The organism is Hypericibacter sp., from assembly GCF_050729195.1.
In the GTDB taxonomy this organism is placed as follows: domain Bacteria; phylum Pseudomonadota; class Alphaproteobacteria; order Dongiales; family Dongiaceae; genus Hypericibacter.
In genome coordinates, this window is sequence record NZ_JBOHKS010000053.1 from 21,542 (window position 1) to 44,891 (window position 23,350).

The window sequence follows — 23,350 nt, forward strand, 5'->3', positions numbered from 1 at the left end:
GAGAGACGTTGCTCTCCGTTGTCTCAGACGTTCGCCAGGGCCTTGCGGGCCGAAGCGGCGCCGATCTCGTCGGCCACGGGATTGCGCAAGATCCCGATGCCTTCGATCTCCACCTCGCAGACGTCGCCATGCTTCATGAACAGCGGCGGCTTGCGCGCCATGCCGACGCCGGACGGCGTGCCCGAGACGATGATATCACCGGGCCACAGCGTGATCGCCTCGCTCAGGATGGAAATCAGCGCGGCCACGTCGAAGATCATGTCGTCGGTCGAGGCATCCTGGACAGTCTGGCCGTTGAGCCGGGTCTGGATATGCAGCCCCTTCCCGCCCGCCGGCAACTCGTCCGCGGTCACCATGAAGGGCCCGAAGGGGCCGGTATCGTCGAAATTCTTGCCGATCGTCCATTGCGGCGACTTGGTCTGGAAATCGCGGATCGAGGCGTCGTTGAAGACCGAATAGCCGACGACATGGTCGAGCGCCTGGCTGCGGTCGATATGGCGCCCGGCCTTGCCGATGACGGCGACCATCTCGCCCTCGTAATCGAGTCGCACCGAGGCCGCCGGACGCCGGATCGGCGCGCCATGGCCGATCATGCTGGAGGAGAAGCGGACGAAGATCGTCGGGTAAGTCGGCGGCACGAAGCCGCTCTCGAGCGAATGGTCGACATAGTTGAGGCCGACGCAGATGATCTTGCCGGGCGCGGGCAAGGGCGGCAGCCATTCGATGGCGGCGGGATCGATCGCCGGGGCCTTGGCGAGCCGCTCGCCCGCCGCGCGGAGTGCCGCGGGACCTTCGGCAATCAGCCAGCTCAGAGGGCCCGGAAAGCCAGGCTCGCCATCCAGGAGACCCTGCAGCGCGCCGCTGGCCGATCCGAGGGCCAAGCCGAGCTTTTTCCCTGACCGATAGGTCGCAAACCGCACGTTTCGTCTCCCCGAATGACCTCAACCGGCCGGTGTCAGGACCTTGCCGCGAGCTTATATATCTGTCAACGGATAATATATTTTATGACAGTCGCGCCCCATGACAGAGATAATATATTGCTCTATTGTTCCTGGTCGCTCGTCACCTCTGAGGCACCGCAATGGCCCGGGATCCCGCCGTGAATCTCACCCAAGGGGCCTATGAGCAGCTGCGCGCCGATCTCCTCGCCTGCCGCATCCTCCCGGGCAGCCGCCTCAAGATCCAGGAGCTCTGCACCCGCCTCTCGGTCAGTCTAGGCGCCATTCGCGAGGCGCTCTCCCGCCTGACCTCGGAGGGGCTGGTGCTGGCCGAGCCGCAGCGCGGGTTCCGCGCCGCGCCCATCTCGCAGGAAGACCTCCAGGACCTGACCCGGGTGCGCATCGAGATCGAAGGACTCTGCCTCCGGCGCGCGATCGAAGTTGGCGATGTCGATTGGGAGGCGCGGCTGGTGGCGGCGTTCCATCGGCTCTCGCGCATGCCCGAACGGGCGGCTGCCGACCCTGCACGGACGAGCGACGAATGGGCCGAGGCTCATGCCGGCTTCCATATGGCGCTGGCCGACGGTTGCGACAGCCCCTGGCTCCTGAAGCTGCGCAGCCAGCTCTATGACCAGAGCGAGCGCTATCGCCGTCTCTCGGTCCCGCTGACGACCGAGAAACGCAACATCGGCGAGGAGCATCAGGGCATCGTCGACGCGGCCCTGGCGCGCGACGCCGACAAGGCGGTGGCCCTGCTCTCGGCCCATCTCAGCGCCACGACGCGGATCCTGCTGACGGCAAAGCTCGAGGTCGAACGCCAGCGCGAGATGGCCGAGTAAAGCCGCCCTTCAAAGCCCCATCCAGCTTCGCGCGATCTCGGTGTAGAGACCGACCGCTTCCTCGATCTTCGCGACCTCGCAATATTCGTTGGTCTTGTGCGCCATGGCGGTTTCGCCGGGGCCGAGGATGACGGCGGGCAGCTGGCTCATCGCGGGCACCAGCACCGAGGCATCGGTGAAGAAGGGCGCGCCGCGCGGATCGAGGCGCCGGCCGGTCACGCGCTCGCAAAGCTCGAAGACACTGGCGACCCAGGCGTCATGCGGGTTGCTGGCGATGGCGCCGACATCGACCATGCGCGCGATCTCGGCCTCTTCGCCCAGGAGGGTCTGAATCTCCTCCAAGATGGCCTCGTTCGATTGCCCAGGCACGGTACGGATATCGACTTGAACGCGCGCGTGATCGGGCACCGAGTTCACATTGAGGCCGCCATGCAGGGTGCCGACATTCAATGAGGGCCGGCCGAGCTGGTTATGGCCCGGCGACTTGAACTCATGCTTGGCGAGATGGAGCACGCCCTTGGCGGCCTTGTAGACCGCGTTGTCGCCGAGCTCCGGCATCGAGCCATGGGCGGTGACGCCGCGGAAGACCGCCTGCAGCCAGAGCGCGCCCTTATGGCCGATGAGCGGATCGTTGCCGGTGGGCTCGCCGACCACCAGCGCGCCGGCCTGCGGCAACACATTCTCCAGCCCCGCCAGGAACCGCGCGCCGTCGCAGCCGGTCTCCTCGCCGGCGGTGAAGACAAGCACGAGGCCGGCCTTTCGCCCAGGCAGCTTGGCCACTTCCATCGCCGCCACCGCCATCGCGGCCACGCCGCTCTTCATGTCGCTGGAGCCGCGGCCATAGAGCCGGCCGCCATCGATCTCGGCCCCCAGCGGATCGCGATCCCAGGGCGCGCCACCCAGCGGCACTGTGTCGAGATGGCCGGTGAAGCAGATCGGCTTGGCGTCGGCAGCACCATCGATGCGGGCGACGAGGCTGGTGCGGCCTTCCGCAAAACTGTAGGCCGCGACCTCGAACCCCGCCGCCTCGAGACTCCGGGCCAGACGATCGGCGCAGGCCTGTTCGTCGCCCGGCGGATTGATCGAGCGCAGCCGGATGAGATCCTGAGTCAGCTGCAGGGCGGAATTATGATCGGGGGTCATCGAGAAGCTCTTTCAAGACGATCGGAAGCCGGGGCTGACAAGCCTACCCCAAAAATGGAAATGCCGCCGACTCCCGCCGGCGGCATCTCCCTGGCTCGATCGGATTACTGACGCAAGCCCGTCCAGATCTTGTCGTAAGCGCGGGTCGCCTTCTCCTCGCAGGCCGGGGCGAAGGTGATCTTGAGGTCGGCCGGCGGATTGAACTCCGGCGAGGTGCCGATCTCCGGCGGCAGGAACTTGTTCGATCCCACCACCGCCGTCTGATAGCCGGTCGATTTCGACTGCAGCGCGATGTTCTCCGGGTCCATCAGGAAGTTGAGGAACTTCTTGGCGTTCTCGAGATCGGGCGCATCCTTCGGCACGGCGACATTGTCCATCCAGCCGACCACGCCTTCCTTCGGATAGACATATTTGAAGGTCGCCTTCTCGGTGCGGGTGGCGAGCGCCTTGCCCGACCATTGTTCATGCATCACCGTCTCGCCCGAGACCTGGCGCTCCACGGTGCCGTCCGAGTTGTAGACCTTCACGAAGGGCTTCTGCGCCTGCAGCAGCGCGTTCAGGGCCTTGAGGTCTTCGGGGTTGGTGTTGCATTGCGGCTTCCCGAGATAGACCAGAGCCAGCGACATGACCTCGCTGGGCGAACCGAACATGCCGATCTTGCCCTTGAGATCGGCCGGCGGCTGGAACAGCGGCTTCAGGCTGTCGGTCGGGCCCTTATAGACGGCGGTATCGACGGAATAGGAGGTCGTGCCCCAGACCCACGGAACCGAATATTGCGCATCCGGGTCCCAGGAGCGCTTCTGCCACTGCGGGTCCAGATTCTTGAAGTTCGCCATATGGGCAACGTCGACCTTCTGCAGCAGGCTCTGCTTCACGAAGATCGGGATGAAGTCGTTGCTGATGATGATGACGTCGTAGCCGGCCGCGCCAGAGCTCAGCTTGGCGAGCGCCGTCTCGTTCGAATCGTAAGTGTCGATGGTGACCTTGATGCCGGTCTCGTCCTCGAACTTCTTCACCATCTCCGGCGAGGTGTAATCGGTCCAGTTATAGATATGCAGCTCGCCGCCATCGGCCTTCGCCCATTGCGGTGCGCCTGCGATCACGCCTGCGGCCAGCAACACGCTGGCGACGCCCGTTTTCCAGTTCTTCATTGTCGTCCTCCCTTTCAGTTTTGGTCCTAGACCGGTCAGAAAGCGCGCCGATATCGCCGGCCGACCAGGAGCGCGGTCGCGACGAAGATCAGCGAGATGACGAGAAGGATGGTGGAGATGGCGTTCACTTCCGGCGTCACGCCGAGGCGCATCATCCCGTAGACATAGACCGGCAAGGTGGTCGAGCCCGCACTCGAGACCATCATGCTGATGAGGAAATCGTCGAGCGACACGACGAAGGCCATGATCGCGCCCGCCGCGATCGCCGGCGCCAGCAGGGGAAGCGTGATATGGCGGAAGAGCCGCCATTCGTCGGCATAGAGGTCCCGCCCCGCCTCCTCCAGCGTCCCGCCCATGTCGCGCAGCCGCGCCTGGACCGGCAGCAGGGCGAAGGGAATGCAGAAGACGGTGTGGGCGATGATCAGATTGAGTAGCCCGTAATGCATGCCGAGCAACGAGAAGAAGACCAGGGTCGTGATCGCGACTACGATCTCGGGCACCACCAGCGGCATGGCGATCATGCCGGTGACGATGCCGCGCCCGAAGCGGATGGTGCCGCGCTCGAGCGCGAGCGCGCCGGCGGTCGCGATCACGGTCGAGGCGATGGTGGCGGCGACGGCGATGATGATGCTGTTGAGGGCGGCGCTGCGGATATCGTCATTGTTCGCGACCTGGACGAACCAGCGCAGGCTGAAGCCCGCCCAGACGGTGACGAGCTTGCTGGCGTTGAAGGAATAGAGCACCAGGATCAGCAGCGGCGCATAGAGGAAGATCAGGATCGCGCCGGTGAAGGACGGCAGGCCCGGCGTCCGGCGCCAGTCGAAGGGTCGGGACACGCGCGCGCTCATGCGTGGCTTCTTTGCGCTGGCGACCGGCGCGCCCGGAGCGCGAAGACCAGCAGCACGGTGATGGCGATAACGGTCGAGAGCGCAGCGCCGAAGGGCCAGTTGCGCGAGGAGCTGAACTGCATCTGGATCAGGCTGCCGATCAGGAGTTTCTTGCCGCCGCCCAGCAGGTCGGGCGCCAGGAACGAGCCCAGCGCCGGCGCGAAGACGAGCCCGACACCGGCGAGCGCGCCCGGCTTGGCCAGGGGCCAGACCACGCGTTTGAAAACGGCGATTCGGTCGGCATAGAGATCGTAGGCGGCCTCGATCAGCCGGAAATCGATGCGCTCCAGCGTCGAGTAGATCGGCAGCACCATGAAGGGCAGGAAGGTGTAAACGAGCCCCAGCAGGATCGAGCCGTCGTTATAGAGCAGCGGCAAGGGTTCCGACGTGATCCCGATCGCGCGCAGGCCGTCATTGATCAGGCCCTCGTCGCGCAGGATGAGTATCCAGCAATAGGTCCGGATCAGCGTGTTGATCCAGAAGGGCAGCGTGATCAGGAACAGCAGGATGCGCCGGCGCGATTCGTTCTGGCAGACGATGTACCAGGCGACCGGCAGGCCCAGCACCAGGCAGATCAGCGTGGTCGCGACCGCCAGATAGATCGAGCGCAGGATGATGAAGATGTAATCGGGCGCGAAGACCAGCGTGTCGTCGAAGTCGCGCTGATACAGGAACTGGATATAGGCATCGAAGGTCAAAGGCAGATTCACGCCGCCATAGGGATTGGCGGTCATGAAGGAGTAGGCCATGGCGATGAACATCGGAATCAGCATGAAGATTCCGATGACCAGGACGGCCGGCGCGATCAGGAAGAGTGTGCGCTTCGCCCCCATCGCCCGTTTCCGCTCAGTTCACCAGCTGGCGTTCGACGCCGTCCGCCCAGTCGACCGCGACGCGGTCGCCATGCTGGAAGCGATCCTCGCTGTCGCGCAGCCGCGCGCGCAGCTTGGTGCCTTTCGGCAGCGCCACTTCATAGAGCGTGTCGAGCCCGAGGAAGGTCACGCCCGAGACGATGCCTTCGATGCGGGCAGGCTTTCCGTTCGGGCCGGACCGGATCGAGATGCGCTCGGGCCGCACCGTCACGGTGACCGAGGCGCTGCGTCCCAGCAGGTCACCGGGGATCAGATTGGCCTCGCCGATGAAGTCGGCGACGAAGCAGCAACTCGGATTGTCGTAGATCTCGCGCGGGCTGCCGACCTGGAGGATATGGCCGTCGCGCATGACGGCGATGCGGTCCGACATGGCGAGCGCCTCCTCCTGGTCATGCGTCACCAGGATGAAGGCGATGCCGGTCTCGCGCTGCAGCCGCTTGAGCTCGGTTTGCATCTCTTTGCGCAGCTTGAGATCGAGGGCCGAAAGCGGCTCGTCGAGAAGAAGGAGGCTGGGCTTGGGCGCCAGCGCACGGGCGAGCGCCACCCGCTGCTGCTGGCCACCGGAGAGCTGGCTGGGCTTGCGCAGGGCAAAGCCATCGAGCCTGACGAGTTGGAGCGTCTCGTCGACGCGCGCCTCGATCTCCGCTTTCGGCCAATCCTGCATCTCGAGGCCGAAGGCGACGTTCTCGGCGACGGTCATATGGGGGAAGAGCGCGTAGCTCTGGAACACCGTGTTGACCGGCCGCTTCTGCGGCGGCAGGCCGGCGACGTCGAGCGCGCCGATGCGGATAGCACCCTCGGTGGGGCTGTCGAAGCCGCCGATGAGACGCAGCAGGGTGGTCTTGCCGCAGCCCGACGGCCCCAGCAACGTGAAGAACTCGTTGCTGCCGATCTCGACGCTGACGGTCTTCAGCGCATAGACCGTCCCGGCATCCCGGGTGACGAAGGCCTTCGAGACGCGTTGCACTTCGATCATCGTCAGATCCGACCCTTGAATGGCGACAGCATGGCCGGCGGGGGCGCTCTTTCGCGGCTTGTCGCCCGACCGGTCGCCCGGACGGCCGAACGCTGCCGCTCCTGCCCGCCACGGTCTTGATTTGTCGCGCCGATCCCGGAAAGCTTCGCACCAAAATTATATTTGTCAAACAAAAATATATTTTATTATACTTAGAATTTAAACCCAGGATAATATATTTAACGTTCGGCCGTGACTGGTGCCGGGACAGCCATAGGGGCCTCGATGGGGCGAGACGCCGCGCGAAACATGACGCAAGGCGCCTATGAAGGGCTGCGGGCCGATCTCCTGGCCTGCCGCATCCTTCCCGGCAGCCGGCTCAAGATTCAGAACCTCTGCGACCGCTTCTCGGTCAGCCTCGGCGCCGTGCGCGAGGCGCTCTCGCGCCTGACCTCGGAAGGCCTGGTCATCTCGGAGCCGCAGCGGGGATTCCGCGCGGCGCCCATTTCAGTCACCGACCTGCGCGACCTCACGATGGTCCGGATCGAGATCGAACGGCTCTGCATCACCCGCGCGATCGCCGCCGGCAGCGTGGAATGGGAGGCCAAGCTGGTCGCGGCCTTCCACCGCCTGTCGCGAACGCCCGAGCGCGCCGTCACCGACCCGATGCGGTCGGACGACGATTGGGCGGATGCCCATGCGGCGTTCCATTTGGCGCTGGTGGAAGGGGCCGATAGTCCCTGGCTCCTGCGCATCCACAGCCAGCTCTATGCCCAGAGCGAGCGCTATCGCCGACTCTCGGTGCCGCTCAGCACCGAAGAGCGGAATGTCGGCGACGAGCATCAGCGCATCATGGAGGCGGCGTTGCGCCGCGATGCGGCCGGTGCCGTTGCGCTCATGACGCGCCATCTCGCGGTGACGACGGAGATCCTGTTGGGCGCCGACATCGAGAGCTATGCCGCACGGCGGGCTGCCCGCGAGGATCAGGACGGGGATAAGGGCGAATAGAAAGCGCGCACGCATCGCCACCATCCATGACTCATCCCCTCCCCCCTTGAGGGGGAGGTGAAGAAAGGGAGGGAGGCTCAGCCGAGAAAGCGGCGGTCACACTTTCATGGGCAGGATCAGCATCGGGACGCCGCGCATATGGAGCTCGCGCTGCATGGCCAGCGCGGTCTGATTGTGCAGCAGGCGGGTCACCAGGTTCTCGCGCTGGAAGAGCAGCTTCGACGCCAGATAGACGCAGTCGGGATATTCCGCCAGCACCTTATCGGCGAGCTGCGTCAGCTCGGCCATCACGTCGGCGCCGAGCCGGTAATAGCCGGCGGCCGCCATGCCGCGGCGCTGGCAGTAATTGACGAACTGGTCGAGGCTCGCCTTCACCTCTTCCTCGAGCTGCTTCAGCGCGTCCTCGCTGCGGAAGCTGGAGGAATCGATTTCGCCGACGCGCAGGAAAATATAGTTCTTGAAGCGGTCGCCGAAGAGCTTGCGGGCCGTGAGCAGCGTATGCATGCCCGACCCGGTGTTGGCGCCGATCAGGAAGACCGCGGTCGGCTTCTTGGGATCGAGCGGCGGCGGCTTGTCGACCGGGCCGCCCGGCGCCGTCGCCGCGAAGAGCGCGTCGACCTTCGCCATCTGGCGGCGATGTTCCTCATAATATTGCCGGATCATCAAACAGAGGCCGATGACGAGACCCGTGATCAGGATCGTCATCCAGGCGCCCTGCGTGAACTTGGTATAGACCGTGACGCCCAGAATGCCGCCGGTCACGACCGTGCCGAGGATCGCCAGCAGCAGGCGCCCAATGCGCGGGCGGCCATGGCGCAGCTCGGCCAGCCAATGCACCAGCAGGCCGGCGAAGCTCAAGGTGAAGCTGATGAAGACGTTGATGCTGTAGAGCACGACGATGATGCTGACCTGGCCGCCGGTCAGGATCAGCACGCCCACCGCCGAAAGCCCCATCATCAGCACGCCGTTCTGCGTCACCAGCCGGTTCGAGAACTGCGAGAACTGATGCGGGACCCAGCGGTCGGCCGCCATGTTGGCGAGCACGGCCGGGCCGCCGAGGAAGCCGGTGTTGGCGGCGACGAACAGCAGGCCTGCCGCGAAGGCCAGGGTCATCAGCATGACGACCGGCAGGGCCGGCGAATCCGCACCCAGCAATTGCTCGAGGATCAGGCGGAAGGTCGCGGCATTGAGGGTCCGACCATGCTCGGGCACCACCGACCACAGCAGATAGAGGATGATCAGGCCGCCGGCGGTGAAGGCCAGCGAGGTCGCCATATAGGCCATGGTCCATCGGGCGCTGCGGACCCGCGGTTCCTTCAGCATATGGACGTTGTTCGAGACCGCCTCGATGCCGGTATAGGTACCGCCGCCCAACGCGAAGGCCTGCAGCACGACCGCCAGCATGGCCGGCAATCCGATGGCGCTCACCAGATTGCGGGTCTCGGTGATGGTCTCCGGGACCAGGCCGGGCAGCCGATCCGCATGCATCGACATGCCGACGACGATCAAGCCGCCATGGGTGACGAGGAAGCCCAGGAAGATCGGCATCAATACCAGCACGACCTCCTTGATGCCGCGCAAATTCGCGACCAGGAGCGCCAGTGTGATGACAATTTCGACCGGCAGCTTCCAGGGCTGCCATTCGACGGGGAGCAGGCTGAAGAGCGCGTCGACGCCGCTGGCGATCGAGATCGCGATCGTCAGCATGAAATTGACGATCAGCGCCGAACCCGAGACGAGGCCGGCCTTGGGACCCAGCAGCACCGAAGCGATGCGGTAACCGCCGCCGCCCTGGGGGAAGAGCTCGATGACCTGGATATAGCCGAGACAGATGATGAAGACGGTGATCGCCGTCGCCACGGCCAGATAGAGCGCCAGATGGTTGTAGCCCATCAGCGCGAGGAAGGATTCCTCAGGACCGTAGTTGGCGGACGAGAGTCCGTCCGCGCCCAGCCCGACCCAGGCCAGGAATGCGACCAGCAGCATGCCTTCGCGATGCTGGCTCGCCAGCGGATTGCGCGGCGCACCGATCACGATGCGCTTCAGGCGCTTGAAATAGGCCCTTCCAAACATGCTTGCCGGCCGGCGCGGACGCCGGCCATCCCTTGTCGTTTCTTTGGTCTTCTTATCGGCGCAACAGGAACTCGCGGCCGACCTTCACCATCGGCTTGCCGTCATATTCGATGATGTCGGCTGTCGCATAGGTCTCGGTCCAGCGCTGTGGCAAATAGGAGCCTGTGCCGATCACGTCGATCGGCGCCTTCGCGTCGGCCATCACCTTGCATTTGGCCGGATCGAACCCGGAGGAGGCAACCAGTCTGACTTTCTGGAAGCCCGCATTGTCGAGCGCATCGCGCATATGCCAGCAGGCCGCGGCCGAGACACCGGCGCCGACCAGATAGCGCAGCTCCGCTTCGCTGCGATAACCGCGGATCGCGGCCGGCGCATGGCGCTCGAGCGCCGCATAGGAAGCCGGCGGATCGAGCCCTTCGATGAAGCGGCTGCCGGGCGTGTCGATCCGCACGCCCAGCTTCCCGGCCTCGGCCATCGCCGAAAACTGGCGGCAGACCGCGAGAGAGTCGGTGACTTCGCGCGCGAAGTAATCGACCAGCACGGTCATGTCCTGATCGGGGAAGCTCTCATGGAACATCTCGGCGGCGCGTAACGTGGAGCCCGCATAGCCGATGAAAGCATGCGGCATGGTGCCGAGCCCGTGCGTCAAACCGAAATAGCCGGCGGTCGCGGTGGTGGCGTTGCCGATGAAGCCCTTGGCATTCACCTTGCGCCGCGCGCGGGCCGAGCCGACGCTCGCGGCATAGGCCATGATCTCGGCCATCTCGAGGCCCGCGCAGTGGCGCGCATCCATGGCGAGGAAGGCGACCTTCGGCAGATCGGCGCACATGGTGTAGGCGTTGAAGGCGGCGACGCAGGCCGGGCCCAGCTTCTGCAGGAAGATGGTCTCGAGATCGCAGAGATGGAACAGCGAGCCGGCGATATAGAGGATCGGCTCGCCAGCGCCGACCCAGCGGCCCTCGGCATAATTGACGTCGATCTTGAACTCGGTCCCGCGCGCCTTGGCCATCGCCTGCAGCCAGTCGACGGCGAGGCGCGGTGCGGAGACAACGGGGCGGCGCATGAACACGGCATAGGTCACGCGCCGGTCGCCGAAGCGGCCCACCGCCTCCTTGGTGCGCATGAAATACTGATCGGTCCAGGCCGCTATCTCGTCGGGCTCGGGATTCATGACCGCGTCGCTGTTGGAGCGGGGATGATCGGGTTCGATCAGGAAGCCTGGGCGACGCGCTTGCCCGCGGCCAGCCGTTCACGCTTGAGCGACTCCGCGATGAGGAAGGCCAGCTCGAGCGACTGGCTGGCATTGAGACGCGGATCGCAATGGGTGTGATAGCGATCCGCGAGCCGCTCGTCGGTGATCGCCTGGGCGCCACCGATGCATTCGGTCACGTCCTGGCCCGTCATCTCGAAATGGACGCCGCCGGCATGGGTTCCCTCGGCCTGATGCACGGCGAAGAAGCCGCGCACCTCCGAGAGGATGCGATCGAAGGGCCGCGTCTTGTAGCCGGTCGAGGATTTGACCGTGTTGCCATGCATGGGGTCGCAAGACCAGACCACCTTGGCGCCGGCGCGCTCGACCGCGCGAATCAGGCCCGGCAGCTTCGCCTCGACCTTGTCATGGCCCATGCGGGCGATCAGCGTCAGACGGCCCGGGATGTTTTGCGGATTGAGGATCTCCATCAGCCGCAGCAGATCGTCGGTCGGCATGGTCGGGCCGCATTTGAGCCCGATCGGATTCTGCACGCCGCGCAGGAACTCGACATGAGCGCCGTCGGGCTGGCGGGTGCGATCGCCGATCCAGAGCATATGGGCCGAGCAGTCGTACCACTGGCCGGTCAGGCTATCGACGCGGGTCAAGGCCTGCTCATAGACGAGGAGCAGCGCTTCATGGCTGGTGAAGAACTCGGTCTCGCGAATCTGCGGCGTGGTCTCGCCGGTCAGCCCACAGGCCGCCATGAAATCCAGGGTCTCGCTCAGACGGTCCGCCAGCTCGGCATAGCGATGGCCTTGCGCGCTGTCGGAGACGAAGTCGAGATTCCAGCGATGGACCTTGTGCAGGTCGGCGAAGCCGCCTTGCGCGAAGGCGCGCAGCAGATTGAGCGTCGCCGCCGACTGGTTGTAGCTCTGCACCAGGCGCTCGGGATCCGGACGGCGGGCGTCAGGCGTGAACTCGATGCCGTTGATGTTGTCGCCGCGATAGCTCGGCAGCTCGACGCCGCCGATGGTCTCGGTCGGGGCCGAGCGCGGCTTGGCGAACTGGCCGGCCATGCGGCCGACCTTCACGATCGGGCAGGCGGCGCCGAAGGTCAGCACCACCGCCATCTGCAGCATGACGCGGAAGGTATCGCGGATGTTGTTGGCGTTGAACTCGGCGAAGCTTTCCGCGCAGTCGCCGCCCTGGAGCAGGAAAGCCTGCCCCTCGGCCACGGCGCCCAGCCGCTCGGTCAGCCGCCGGGCCTCGCCCGCGAAGACCAGCGGCGGATAGGCACGCAGCCGCCGCTCGACATCGTCGAGCTTGGCCGGGTCCGGATATTCCGGCACCTGGCTGATCGGCTTGGTGCGCCAACCATCGGGCATCCACTTCGCGGTCATAAAACTTCCTTTCCTGCTCCCCATTCCCGAGCAAGGTCCCCGCATATACGCCCTCGCGGCAGTCATTTCAACCAACCCCCGGGAGCCTTTCCCCGACGCCCAAAGCCAATAGCTGGCGAGCATCGGCCAGACGGATCTGTTTTGTTGTTTAAGAATTGGAATTGCTAGATTTTTTAAGCAGCCGGACGGGCGGGTTCAGCGGCCAGGGCCGCCGCTCGCGAGCAGCTCCGGATCGACTTTCAGAGCCTTCGCGAGCTTTCGGATGAGCGCACGGCCCGCCTCTCGTTCGCCTCGCTCGATTTGCGAGATGTAAACCGGGCTCGTACCCGCCGCCCGCGCCAGGCGCGCCTGGGTCAGGCCGCGATGCTCGCGCAGCGCCTTGATGGGAGGGGCGCCATCGAGGATGGCGGCCAGCACGGCATCAGGGAAAGCCTCGCCCGGCTGGTCGAGATAGGCCAGGACGGAAGCGGCATCGGCGCGGTCTTCGAGTGCCCCTTCAATCCGCTGCCATTCGGCGATCGGAACCACCACCGCCACCGGCCGGCCATTCTTCGTGATGATTTGCCGTCCTTTCATGAACGTCTCTCGATAACCGGCTAGACCTTGGGATCGGGCTCGGGCGTACGCAAGGTCACGAACTCCTCGGCGGCGGTCGGATGGAGGGCGACGGTGGCGTCGAACTGGGCCTTGGTCGCGCCCATCTTCACGGCGATGGCGATGGCCTGGATGATCTCCGGGGCGTCGGCTCCCACCATATGGGCGCCCAGGACCCGCTGGCTGGCCCGATCGACCACCAGCTTCATCAAGGTGCGCTCCTCGCGGCCGGTCAGGGTGTGTTTGAGCGGCCGGAAGCTGGTCTTGTAGATGTCGAGCGCGCCATGGCGCCCACGCGCAATCTCTTCGCTCAGGCCCACGGTCCCGACCGGCGGCTGGCTGAAAACGGCCGAAGGCACGGTTTCGTGGCTCATGCGCCAGGGCTTCTTGCCGAAGACGGTGTCGGCGAAGGCATGGCCCTCGCGGATCGCGACCGGCGTCAGGTTGATGCGGTTGGTGACGTCGCCGATCGCGTAGATATGCGGCACGCTCGACCGCGATTCCTCGTCCACCGCGACCGCGCCCTGGCCGGCGAGCTTCACACCCACCGCCTCGAGCCCCATCCCTTCGGTGTTGGCCACGCGGCCCGTGGCATAGAGCACTTGGTCCACATGCAGGCGCGTGCCGTCCGAGAACTGAACAGCGAGCGCAGAGCCTTCGCGCGCAAGGAACTTGATGTCGGTGCCGAGGCGCAGATCGATGCCCTTCTTGCCGATCTCGCCCGCGAGGAAATGCCGGATGTCCTTGTCGAAGCCGCGCAGGATCTGCTCGCCGCGATAGATCAGGGTCGTCTTGGAGCCCAGCCCATGGAAGATGCCGGCGAACTCGACCGCGATATAGCCGCCGCCGACGACCAGCACGCGCTCCGGCAGGCGCTCGAGATGGAAAGCCTCGTTCGAGGTGATGCCGAGCTCGGCACCAGGATGGCTGGGGCGCTGCGGCCGGCCGCCGGTCGCGATCAGGATCGTGCCGGCGGTGAAACGGCGGCCCTCGAGATCGATCGTGTGCGGATCGGCGAGACGCGCGCGGCCCTCGAACACATCGGCGCCGGCGCTGGTGAGGATCTTGCGATAGATCGCGGAGAGCCGGTCGATCTCCTTGTCCTTGTTGGCGATGAGCCGGCTCCAGTCGAAGCTGGGCTCGCCCGGCAGATCCCAGCCATAGGCCGCGGAATCCGCGAAATCCTCGCGGAAATGCGACGCATAGACGAGGAGCTTCTTGGGAATGCAGCCGCGGATGACGCAGGTGCCGCCATAGCGATATTCCTCGGCCACCGCGACGCGCGCGCCATGGGTGGCGGCGATGCGACCGGCCCGGACGCCGCCCGAGCCGCCGCCGATGACGAAAAGATCGTAATCGTAGCCCGCCATTCGAGGCTCTCCTACGCGGCCTGCGGCTGCGCCCTGGGCAGGTCCGAAGACATCGGGCGCGGCGCCAGGGCGCGCCAGCGCCGCCAGGTCAGCAATGCCATCACGACCACTTCGGCCAGCGGCAGGCCGATCGCGACCAGGGGCCCCTCGAGCGGCCAGGGCAGGAACAGCGCTTGGATCCAGCTGGGCCCGAGAAATCCGAGGATACCCGGGATCACCCAATAGAGGATCGCGAGATAGATGAGCGCGGCCAGATCCGGGCTGCGGGCGCGCTTGCCGAAATTGAGGAACAGCAGGATCAGGAGATCGCGCAGCGTGAAGAGAAGGGCGGCGACGGCCCAGGCGGTCGCCGCCAGGATCTTCACATCCGCGATCTTGAAGATGTCGTAGAAGAGCGGCTGGATGAGCGCCGGATCGGAGTGATCGGTCCGAATCCCGAGCGCGATGACGAACCAGGCCATCAGCGGCAGCGAGGGCAGCCAGAGCGGCATCAGCCGCGCGGCGCGGCCCCAATCGCCGCTCTTGAGCGAGATCAGGAACCAGCGATAGCGCACGCTGTCTTTGCTGTCGGCGAAGATCGCCACATAGAACAGCAGGGCGGAGAGCGGCACTGCCACGACCAGCCAGTCGATGCCTTTCGCCTTGGCCGCGGCATCGGTGAAGCCCGCGAAGAAGGCGATGACATAGATCGAGAACAGCGTCCAGGCCCAGGGCCAGACCGGCTTCTGCAGATCGGCGCAGAGCGCGCGATAGACGGCGAAGAGCGCCCAGGCGAGGAAGCCCGCGGCGGCGGCCAGGAAGAAATTGTTCGGCCGGGCCTCGAGCCCGTACCAGTCGACCATGAAGCTGACTTCGATATTGCTCAGGCTGAGCAGGCTCGGGCCCGCCGGCGAGAGCAGGACACCCGCGACGATGCCGAGCCCTTGCGCAATCAGCGAGGACCCGCGCCCGCCCGCCCGCGCGCGACCGCGGCGCAGGAGCACCGCCAGCAGCGACACGGCGAGCGCGGTGGCCCCCGCGATCGGATGCAGCAGGAAGACCTGCCAGGTCTGGTCGCTCTCGACCGCCATCACGGCGAGGCAGATCAGGCCGCAATACCAGACATAGCTGGTGGCGCCGAAGAGCTTGCCCCAGGCCATGGAGAGCGGCCCCAGCGCCGACATGCGCTGGCTGTCCCAGGTGCGGTTGGAAATCTCGTCGCCAAGCGAGGCCGCGGCGCGGCGCGTGCCCCAGAGCAGCATGATGATGTAATAGGCCCAGAGCGCGACATGCGAGACCTCGCCCAGGTCCCGGCCGCCGACATACCAGGCGAGCAGGAAGATCGCGCCCAGCACCAGCGGCGCCGCGATCAGCCGCGGCAGGGTCATCTCGAGCCAGAGATTGCGCAGGAATTCCGGATTCATGGGCGGGCCACCGGGGCTGCTGTCGCGGTGGCCGGGGCCGGCAGCGCGTGGGTGCGGGCCCGATTGTCCTTGAGCAGGGCCAGATAGGCATCCTGCAGGTCGGATTTGGCCGCGGCAAAGCTCGCGACCGGAAGGCCCGCTTCGATCAGGCGGCGCAACAGGGCGGCCTGGGCCGCCGTATCGCCGGTCGCCACGAAGCGCGCCATCGTGCCTTCGATCTGGATCTCGCTCACGCCGATCGTGGTCAGGATGCCGGCGATGTCGTTGCGTGCCTCGGCCAGAGTCAATTCGAAACGTCGCGCGCCATCAGGCGCCACAGCACCGTCGAGCGCGCGATGTTCGAGGATGCGGCCCTGCTCCATCACCAGGAGATGGGTCGAGTAGTCCTCGAGCTCGGCCAGGATGTGGGAAGACACCACCAGGGTCATGCCCTCGTCCTTCAGGCCGCGCAGCACCGCGGCGAGGCCGAAGCGCGCCTCGGGATCGAGGCCGGAGGCGGGCTCGTCGAGCAGGATCACCGCGGGCTCATGCACGATCGCCTGGGCAATGGCGAGGCGCTGGCGCAAGCCGCGCGACAGTTCTCCCGCCCGCTGCTTGAGGCGGTCGGAGAGGCCGAGCCGTTCGGCGGCGCGCTGGACCGCAGCGGCGCGACGTTCCGAAGGAATCGCCTGCGCGCGCGCCCGGTAATCCAGGCAGCGTGCGACCGTCAGATCGGCATAGAGGCCGAAGAAATCGGAGAGATAGCCCATGCGTGCATGAGCTTCACGCGGCACGCGATGGACATCGATCGCGTCGAGATGCACATGGCCGGCGGCCGGCAAAGCCAACCCCGCCATGCAATTGAGGAGCGTGGTCTTGCCGGCGCCGTTCGGCCCGACCAGTGCGGTGATGGAATGCGGCTCGATGGCGAAGGAGACGCCATCGAGGGCCCGAAATCCCGGATAGTCGAAGACGAGATCCTCGACCCGGATCATCGGGCCCCCAGACTCATGGCGCGAACGCGCGGTCTGTCGATCAGACGCCGCCCATGCAGAGATACTTGATCACCAGGAAGTCATCCATGCCGTACTTCGAGCCTTCACGGCCGAAGCCCGACTCCTTGACGCCGCCGAACGGGGCGACCTCGGTCGAGATGATCCCGGTGTTGATGCCGACGATCCCGCTCTCCAGGCCCTCGGCGACGCGCCAGACGCGGCCGATGTCGCGGGCATAGAAATAATTGGCGAGACCGAACTCGGTATCGTTGGCGAGCTTGAGCGCTTCCTCGTCGGTCTTGAAGCGGAACAGCGGGGCCACCGGCCCGAAGGTCTCCTCACGCGCCACCGTCATCTCGGTGGTGACGCCGGTCAGCACCGTCGGCTCGAAGAAGGAACCGCCCAGCGCGTGGCGATGACCGCCGGCGATGATCTTGGCGCCCTTCTTCACGGCATCGGCGACATGCTCCTCGACCTTCTCGACCGCCTTCATGTTGATGAGCGGGCCCTGCTGGGTCTCGCCCTTGAGGCCGTCGCCCACCTTCATCTTCGCGACCGCGGCCGCGAGCTTCTTGGCGAAGGCGTCATAGACGCTGTCCTGCACCAGGATGCGGTTGGCGCAGACGCAGGTCTGACCGGTGTTGCGGTATTTCGACATCATCGCGCCTTCGACCGCGGCATCGAGATCCGCGTCGTCGAACACGATGAAGGAGGCATTGCCGCCGAGCTCCATCGACATCTTCTTGACCGTGTCGGCGCCCTGCTTCAGCAGGATCTTTCCGACCTCGGTCGAGCCGGTGAAGGAGATCTTGCGCACGATCGGGTTCGAGGTGATCTCGGCGCCGATCTCGCGGGCCGACCCTGAGATGATGTTGATGACGCCGGCCGGGAAGCCCGCGCGCTCGGCGAGTTCCGCCAGCGCGAAGGCCGAATAGGGGGTCTCGGTCGCCGGCTTGATCACGACCGGGCAGCCGGCCGCCAGGGCCGGAGCGCATTTGCGGGTGATCATCGCGTTCGGGAAGTTCCAGGGCGTGATGGCGCCGACGACGCCGACCGGCTCCTTGACCACGACGATGCGCTTGTCCGGCTGGTGGCCCGGGATGGTGTCGCCATAGACGCGCTTGGCTTCCTCGGCGAACCACTCGACGAAGGAGGCGCCATAAGCGATCTCGCCCTTGGCCTCCGCCAGCGGCTTGCCCTGCTCGGCGGTCAGGATGACGGCCAGGTCGTCCTGATTCTCCATCATCAGGTTGAACCATTTGCGCAGGATGTTGGCCCGCTCCTTGGCGGTCTTCTTGCGCCAGGCCGGCCAGGAGGCGTTGGCCGCCTCGATCGCGCGGCGGGTCTCGGCCGTTCCCATGAGCGGAATGGTGCCCAGCACCTCGCCCGTCGCCGGGTTGGTCACGTCGATGGTCTTGCCGGAATCGGCATTTGCCCATTTGCCGTTGATGTAGCCCTGCTGACGGAAGAGCCGCGGGTCTTTCAGCGGCAGCTGAGAGGCAACCTTCATGGCGACCTGTTGCATGGTGGGTCCTCGAAACAAGGGGTTGGCGGGAGGTTGGCCGGAGTATAGCGGCCGGCTGCGCAGGCGCAATCCGGTCAATTCCCTGAACAATCGACCATCGCCGACTTAGACATCTGGTCGCATCCACCAAAATGGGGAGGCGGGCCTCCGCCCGCAAATCCCTGGACGCATGCCAGGAATGCCGGCCGGGGGTGGCGGCAATGGCCGGATTCGTGCTATCGCCGGGGCCGGTTTTTCGCGCCGATGCCATCCGGCAGGCCCTCCCTGCCGCCGTCCCGAACCCTGACGATGGCCGGCGTTTCTCCAAGGAGACATGACCATGGCGACGAATCAGGAAATGCAGCAGCGCCGCGCCAATGCGGTTCCCCGGGGCGTCGGCACGGCGATGCCGTTCTACGCCGCCAAGGCCGAGAACGCCGAACTGTGGGATATCGAGGGCAACCGCTATATCGACTTCGCCGGCGGCATCGCCGTGCTGAACACCGGCCATCGTCATCCGAAGGTGATGAAGGCGGTCGAGCAGCAGATGGGCAAGTTCACCCACACCGCCTTCCAGGTGGTGGCCTATGACAGCTACATCACCCTGGCCGAGCGCCTGAACAAGGCAGCGCCGGGCAATTTCGCCAAGAAGACCATCTTCTTCACCACCGGTGCCGAAGCGCTGGAGAATGCGGTCAAGATCTCGCGCCACTACACCAACCGCCCCGGCGTCATCACCTTCGCGGGCGCCTTCCACGGCCGCACCAGCCTGACCATGGCCATGACCGGCAAGGTCCAACCCTACAAGGTCGGCGGTCCCTTCGTGCCCGAGGTCTATCACGTCCCCTTCCCCAACGTGCTTCATAGCGTGACGGTCGAGCAGTCGCTGGCGGCGCTCCAGACCCTGTTCAAAGCCGACATCGATCCGTCGCGCGTCGCCTGCATCGTGATCGAGCCGGTCCAGGGCGAAGGCGGCTTCAATATCGCGCCGAAGGAGTTCGTCCAGGCGCTGCGCAAGATCTGCGACGAGCACAAGATCATGCTGGTGTCGGACGAGGTCCAGGCCGGCATCGCGCGCACCGGTAAGATGTTCGCGATCGAGCATAGCGGCATCGCACCCGACCTCATCGCCTCGGCCAAGAGCCTGGCGGGCGGTTTCCCGCTCTCGGCCGTGATCGGTCGCGCCGAGGTGATGGATTCGGTTCCCCCAGGCGGCTTGGGCGGCACCTATGCCGGCAGCCCGCTGGGTGTCGCCGCCGGCAATGCCGTGCTCGACGTGATCGAGGAAGAGAAGCTGCTGGAGCGGGCCGACAAGATGGGCAAGCTCATGACCGACCGCCTCAACGCCATGGCGAAGAAGAACCGCTTCTCCTGCATCGGCGATGTGCGCGGCCTCGGCGCCATGATCGCGGTCGAGCTGGTCAAGGACCGCACCACCAACGAGCCCGATGCCGACCTGACCAAGAAGGTCGTGACCAAGGCCCAGGAGAATGGGCTGATCCTTCTCTCCTGCGGCGTCTACAGCAACGTGCTGCGCCTGCTGGTGCCGCTGACCGCCAGCGACGCGCTGGTCAATGAGGGGCTGGACATCATCGAGAAGTCGCTCGACCAGTCGCTCAATTGAGCTGATCGCTCAGCTTAGAACGACAAAGGCGGCGCTTCCTTCGGGAGCGCCGCCTTTTTCTTTTGCCGGCAAGGTGACGCGTCTATTCGACAGTCACGCTCTTGGCGAGATTGCGGGGCTGATCGACATCGGTGCCTTTGGCGACGGCGGCGTGATAAGCGAGGAGCTGCACCGGGATCGCAAACAGGATCGGCGCCACGAAGGGATCGACCTCGGGCAGCGCCACGGTGATCGCGGCCTTGCCGCCGAGCTTCTTGGCGCCCTTGTGGTCGGAGAGGAAGATCACCCGGCCGCCGCGCGCCATGACTTCCTGAAGGTTGGAAGCCGTCTTCTCGAAGAGATCGTCCGAGGGCGCCACCACCACGACCGGGACATTCTCGTCGATCAGCGCGATCGGCCCGTGCTTCATCTCGCCCGCGGCATAGCCTTCGGCATGGATGTAGGAGATCTCCTTGAGCTTGAGCGCACCTTCGAGCGCGATCGGATAACTCGTACCGCGGCCGAGGAAGAGCACATCGCGCGTCTCGGCGATGTCATAGGCGATGCGCCGGATGGATTCGTCATGGTTCAGCACCTCGGCCGCGCGGGCCGGGACCTCGAGCAGCGCCTGCGAGAGTTCGGTCTCGCGCTTATGATCGATGGCGCCGCGCGCCCGCGCCGCCGAGATCGCGAGGCAGGCGAGCACGGTCAATTGCGTGGTGAAGGCCTTGGTCGAGGCGACGCCGATCTCGGGGCCAGCCAGGGTCGGCAGGACCAGATCCGATTCGCGCGCGATCGTGCTCTCCGGCACGTTCAGGACCGAGAGGATCTTCTGGCCCTGGCTTTTCGCGTAGCGGAGCGCCGCCAGCGTATCGATGGTCTCGCCCGATTGCGAGATCACCATCGTGGCGCCGCCTTTGGGCAACGGTGCTTCGCGATAGCGGAACTCGGAGGCGATATCGAGCTCGACCGGCACCCGCGCGATCTGCTCGAACCAGTATTTGGCGACCATGCCGGCGAGATAGGCGGTGCCGCAGGCGACGATGGTGAGCCGCGACAGGGTCGCGAAGTCGAACGGCAGCGCCGGCATCTCGATCGTGCGCGCCAGCGGATTGACATAGCGCTGCAGGGTGTCGCCGATGACCGCCGGCTGCTCATAGATTTCCTTGAGCATGAAATGGCGGAAATTGCCCTTGCCGACGCGGGCTCCCGTCATCGCCGTCTGCTTGATCTCGCGCTCGACCTTGTTCGGGCCGTTGAAGATCTCGCCGCCCTTGGAGGTGACGACGACCCAGTCGTTCTCCTCGAGATAGCAGATGCGCGAGGTGAAGGGCGCCAGCGCCAGCGCGTCGGAGCCGATATACATCTCGCCGTCGCCATAGCCGACCGCGAGCGGGCTGCCGCGCCGGGCCCCGATCATGAGATCGGAACGGCCGGCGAAGATGACGCCCAGCGCGAAGGCGCCCTTGAGCCGATCCATGGCGATCGTCATCGCCTGCTGCGGCGTCTTCTGTTGCTCCAGGAGATGGGTTAGGAGATGGGCGACCACTTCGGTGTCGGTCTCGGTCTCGAATTCGCGGCCGAGACCCTCGAGCTCTTCGCGCAGCTCCTGGAAATTCTCGATGATGCCGTTATGCACCACGGCCACCCGGTCGGTCGCATGGGGATGCGCGTTCGTCTCGGAGGGGCGGCCATGGGTGGCCCAGCGTGTATGACCGATGCCGATGGTGCCCGCGAGCGGATTGGATCCGACCAGCGCCTCGAGCCGCGCGATCTTGCCTTCGGCACGACGGCGCTCGATATGGCCGTTGACCAATGTCGCCACGCCCGACGAATCGTAGCCGCGATATTCGAGCCGCTTCAGGCCCTCGATCAGCAGCGGGGCGACCGGCGCCTTGCCGATGATGCCGATGATGCCGCACATGTTCCCGACCTCCTCGATCTGTCCGCCCGGCGCCGAAGCGCGGGGCGGCGGCTTGCTCACTTGCCCGACTTGCGTTTCGTCCCGGATCTGGCGCCGGCCTTCTTGGCCGGTTTCGCCTTGGTCGTCTTCTTGCGCTTGGCGCGGAAGGTCTGGGCCCGGCCCGTCATATTGACCTGGCGGCCGCGCGCGATCGCCATCGCATCGGCCGGCACATTCTCGGTGATGACGCTGCCCGCGCCGACGATGGCGCCCGCCCCGATCGTCACCGGCGCCACCAGCGAGCTGTTCGAGCCGATCGAGACATTGGGGCCGATCACGGTGCGCGACTTGCTGAAGCCGTCATAATTCACGGTGATGGTCCCGGCGCCGATATTGGTGCCGCCGCCGATCTCCGCATCGCCGATATAGGTCAGATGGTTCGCCTTGGCGCCGGGCCCGAGCCGCGCGTTCTTGATCTCGACGAAATTGCCGATATGGACATCCGGCCCGATCGCGGCGCCCGGCCGCAGCCGCGCGAAGGGGCCGATGCGGGCACCGGCCGCGATGCGCGCGCCCTCGATATGGCAGAAGCCCTTGATCTCCACATCGCTCTCGATCGTGACGCCCGGCCCGAAATAGACATGGGGACCGACCACCACATCCTGGCCCAGCTGCGTGTCGTGGCTGAAATAGACGCTGGCGGGCTCGAGCAGCGTGGCGCCGCCTTCCATCGCCGAAGCACGAGCGCGCTGCTGATAGACCTGCTCGGCCGCCGCCAGATCGGCGCGGCTGTTGATGCCCATCAGCTCCTCGACCGAGGCCTCGACCACGGCGCAGTCCCAGCCGCGGCCGCGCGCGAGCGCCACCAGGTCGGTCAGGTAATATTCGCTCTTGGCATTGTCGTTCCGCAACTCCTTCAGGAGCGGCAGTATGCGCTCGGCGTCGAGCGCCATGACGCCGGAATTGCAGAGCCCGATCGCCCGCTGCTCGGGCGTCGCGTCGCACGCCTCGACAATGGCGTCGAGACCGCCCGATGCGCCGAGCACCAGCCGTCCGTAACCGCCCGGCTCGTCGGGCCGGAATCCCAGCACCACCACGGCCGGATCGTCGGCCCCCCGCCGGCGCTTCAGCATCGCCTCCAGCGTCGCGGTGGCGATGAAGGGCGTGTCGCCATAAAGAACCAGGAGATCGCCCGAGACCGATTTGAGTGTCGTGCGAGCCGCCATGACCGCGTGCCCGGTGCCGAGCTGTTCGCGTTGGACGGCGATCTGGGCGGGTACTGCCGCTTCCGCCACGGCTTCCATGCCCGGCGCCACCACCAGCACCACCGGATCGCAGTGCAAGGGCTTCAGGGCCGCCATCACATGGCCGATCATCGGCCGGTTGGCGATCTCATGCATGACCTTGGGCTTGCGCGACTTCATGCGGGTGCCCTTGCCCGCGGCGAGGACGATGGCAGCGGTTCGAGACTTCGGCATGGGGAACGCTTTTGGGCTCCAATCGGGGCCGGGTCGGCCCATTTCTCGCCGGGAGGGTCGCCG

19 protein-coding genes are annotated in these 23,350 nt (G+C 65.8%); 3 read left to right on the forward strand and 16 right to left on the reverse strand.

What is annotated here, in order from left to right; genetic code table 11:
* Window positions 1–23: 23 nt before the first annotated feature.
* Entirely contained in the window at window positions 24–881 is an 858-nt protein-coding gene (locus tag ACREE8_RS03945) for a fumarylacetoacetate hydrolase family protein (RefSeq protein ID WP_431571674.1), read from the reverse strand.
* Window positions 882–1,099: 218 nt separating this feature from the next.
* Between ACREE8_RS03945 and ACREE8_RS03950 the strand changes: the two genes are divergently transcribed.
* A complete protein-coding gene (locus tag ACREE8_RS03950; protein WP_431571675.1) occupies window positions 1,100–1,777 on the forward strand; it encodes a GntR family transcriptional regulator in 678 nt (225 codons plus the stop codon).
* Window positions 1,778–1,786: 9 nt separating this feature from the next.
* On the opposite strand, the gene ACREE8_RS03955 is transcribed toward ACREE8_RS03950, so the two are convergent.
* The 5 genes from ACREE8_RS03955 to ACREE8_RS03975 form a co-directional block, all read right to left on the reverse strand.
* Window positions 1,787–2,920, reverse strand: a complete 1,134-nt coding sequence (locus ACREE8_RS03955) for a M20 family metallopeptidase (RefSeq protein ID WP_431571676.1) — start codon at window positions 2,918–2,920, stop codon at window positions 1,787–1,789.
* 104 nt (window positions 2,921–3,024) lie between these two features.
* Window positions 3,025–4,071, reverse strand: coding sequence for an extracellular solute-binding protein (locus ACREE8_RS03960; RefSeq protein WP_431571677.1), 1,047 nt, complete (start codon window positions 4,069–4,071; stop codon window positions 3,025–3,027).
* A gap of 35 nt (window positions 4,072–4,106) precedes the next feature.
* On the reverse strand, window positions 4,107–4,919 hold the full coding sequence (locus tag ACREE8_RS03965) for an ABC transporter permease (RefSeq protein ID WP_431571678.1): 813 nt from the start codon (window positions 4,917–4,919) through the stop codon (window positions 4,107–4,109).
* Window positions 4,916–5,791, reverse strand: coding sequence for an ABC transporter permease (locus ACREE8_RS03970; RefSeq protein ID WP_431571679.1), 876 nt, complete (start codon window positions 5,789–5,791; stop codon window positions 4,916–4,918). The genes ACREE8_RS03965 and ACREE8_RS03970 overlap by 4 nt, the downstream gene beginning before the upstream one ends.
* A 13-nt stretch (window positions 5,792–5,804) precedes the next feature.
* Window positions 5,805–6,806 (reverse strand): ABC transporter ATP-binding protein, encoded by a 1,002-nt coding sequence (locus ACREE8_RS03975; RefSeq protein WP_431571680.1) that lies wholly within the window; start codon window positions 6,804–6,806, stop codon window positions 5,805–5,807.
* 288 nt (window positions 6,807–7,094) lie between these two features.
* Here ACREE8_RS03975 and ACREE8_RS03980 point away from each other — a divergent pair, with 288 nt between their 5' ends.
* The gene (locus ACREE8_RS03980; RefSeq protein ID WP_431571681.1) at window positions 7,095–7,793 is read left to right on the forward strand and encodes a GntR family transcriptional regulator; all 699 of its coding nucleotides are present in this window, start codon (window positions 7,095–7,097) and stop codon (window positions 7,791–7,793) included.
* A 96-nt stretch (window positions 7,794–7,889) separates the two neighbouring features.
* Here the strand turns inward: ACREE8_RS03980 and ACREE8_RS03985 are convergent, their stop codons facing one another.
* The 8 genes from ACREE8_RS03985 to gabD all read right to left on the reverse strand — a co-directional run bounded on the left by ACREE8_RS03985 (window position 7,890) and on the right by gabD (window position 18,324).
* Window positions 7,890–9,866: an APC family permease gene (locus ACREE8_RS03985; protein WP_431571682.1), complete on the reverse strand. Its 1,977-nt coding sequence runs from the start codon at window positions 9,864–9,866 to the stop codon at window positions 7,890–7,892.
* A 52-nt stretch (window positions 9,867–9,918) separates the two neighbouring features.
* Window positions 9,919–11,037: a nicotinate phosphoribosyltransferase gene (locus ACREE8_RS03990; RefSeq protein WP_431571683.1), complete on the reverse strand. Its 1,119-nt coding sequence runs from the start codon at window positions 11,035–11,037 to the stop codon at window positions 9,919–9,921.
* A 38-nt stretch (window positions 11,038–11,075) separates the two neighbouring features.
* Window positions 11,076–12,458, reverse strand: a complete 1,383-nt coding sequence (locus ACREE8_RS03995) for a class II 3-deoxy-7-phosphoheptulonate synthase (protein WP_431571684.1) — start codon at window positions 12,456–12,458, stop codon at window positions 11,076–11,078.
* 195 nt (window positions 12,459–12,653) lie between these two features.
* A complete protein-coding gene (locus ACREE8_RS04000; protein WP_431571685.1) occupies window positions 12,654–13,034 on the reverse strand; it encodes a type II toxin-antitoxin system prevent-host-death family antitoxin in 381 nt (126 codons plus the stop codon).
* A gap of 20 nt (window positions 13,035–13,054) precedes the next feature.
* A complete protein-coding gene (gene gor, locus ACREE8_RS04005) occupies window positions 13,055–14,422 on the reverse strand; it encodes a glutathione-disulfide reductase (protein WP_431571686.1) in 1,368 nt (455 codons plus the stop codon).
* An 11-nt stretch (window positions 14,423–14,433) separates the two neighbouring features.
* Window positions 14,434–15,825: a hypothetical protein gene (locus ACREE8_RS04010; protein WP_431571687.1), complete on the reverse strand. Its 1,392-nt coding sequence runs from the start codon at window positions 15,823–15,825 to the stop codon at window positions 14,434–14,436.
* Entirely contained in the window at window positions 15,822–16,799 is a 978-nt protein-coding gene (locus ACREE8_RS04015; RefSeq protein WP_431571688.1) for an ABC transporter ATP-binding protein, read from the reverse strand. Before ACREE8_RS04015 ends, ACREE8_RS04010 begins: the two co-directional genes overlap by 4 nt.
* 40 nt (window positions 16,800–16,839) lie before the next feature.
* A complete protein-coding gene (gene gabD, locus ACREE8_RS04020; protein WP_431571689.1) occupies window positions 16,840–18,324 on the reverse strand; it encodes an NADP-dependent succinate-semialdehyde dehydrogenase in 1,485 nt (494 codons plus the stop codon).
* A 319-nt stretch (window positions 18,325–18,643) separates the two neighbouring features.
* Here gabD and gabT point away from each other — a divergent pair, with 319 nt between their 5' ends.
* On the forward strand, window positions 18,644–19,927 hold the full coding sequence (gene gabT / locus ACREE8_RS04025) for a 4-aminobutyrate--2-oxoglutarate transaminase (RefSeq protein WP_431571690.1): 1,284 nt from the start codon (window positions 18,644–18,646) through the stop codon (window positions 19,925–19,927).
* A gap of 82 nt (window positions 19,928–20,009) precedes the next feature.
* Here gabT and glmS read toward each other — a convergent pair whose 3' ends face one another.
* Complete coding sequence (gene glmS / locus ACREE8_RS04030) at window positions 20,010–21,830, reverse strand: glutamine--fructose-6-phosphate transaminase (isomerizing) (RefSeq protein WP_431571691.1); 1,821 nt, start codon at window positions 21,828–21,830, stop codon at window positions 20,010–20,012.
* A gap of 56 nt (window positions 21,831–21,886) precedes the next feature.
* Window positions 21,887–23,287 (reverse strand): bifunctional UDP-N-acetylglucosamine diphosphorylase/glucosamine-1-phosphate N-acetyltransferase GlmU, encoded by a 1,401-nt coding sequence (gene glmU, locus ACREE8_RS04035; RefSeq protein ID WP_431571692.1) that lies wholly within the window; start codon window positions 23,285–23,287, stop codon window positions 21,887–21,889.
* Window positions 23,288–23,350 lie beyond the last annotated feature (63 nt).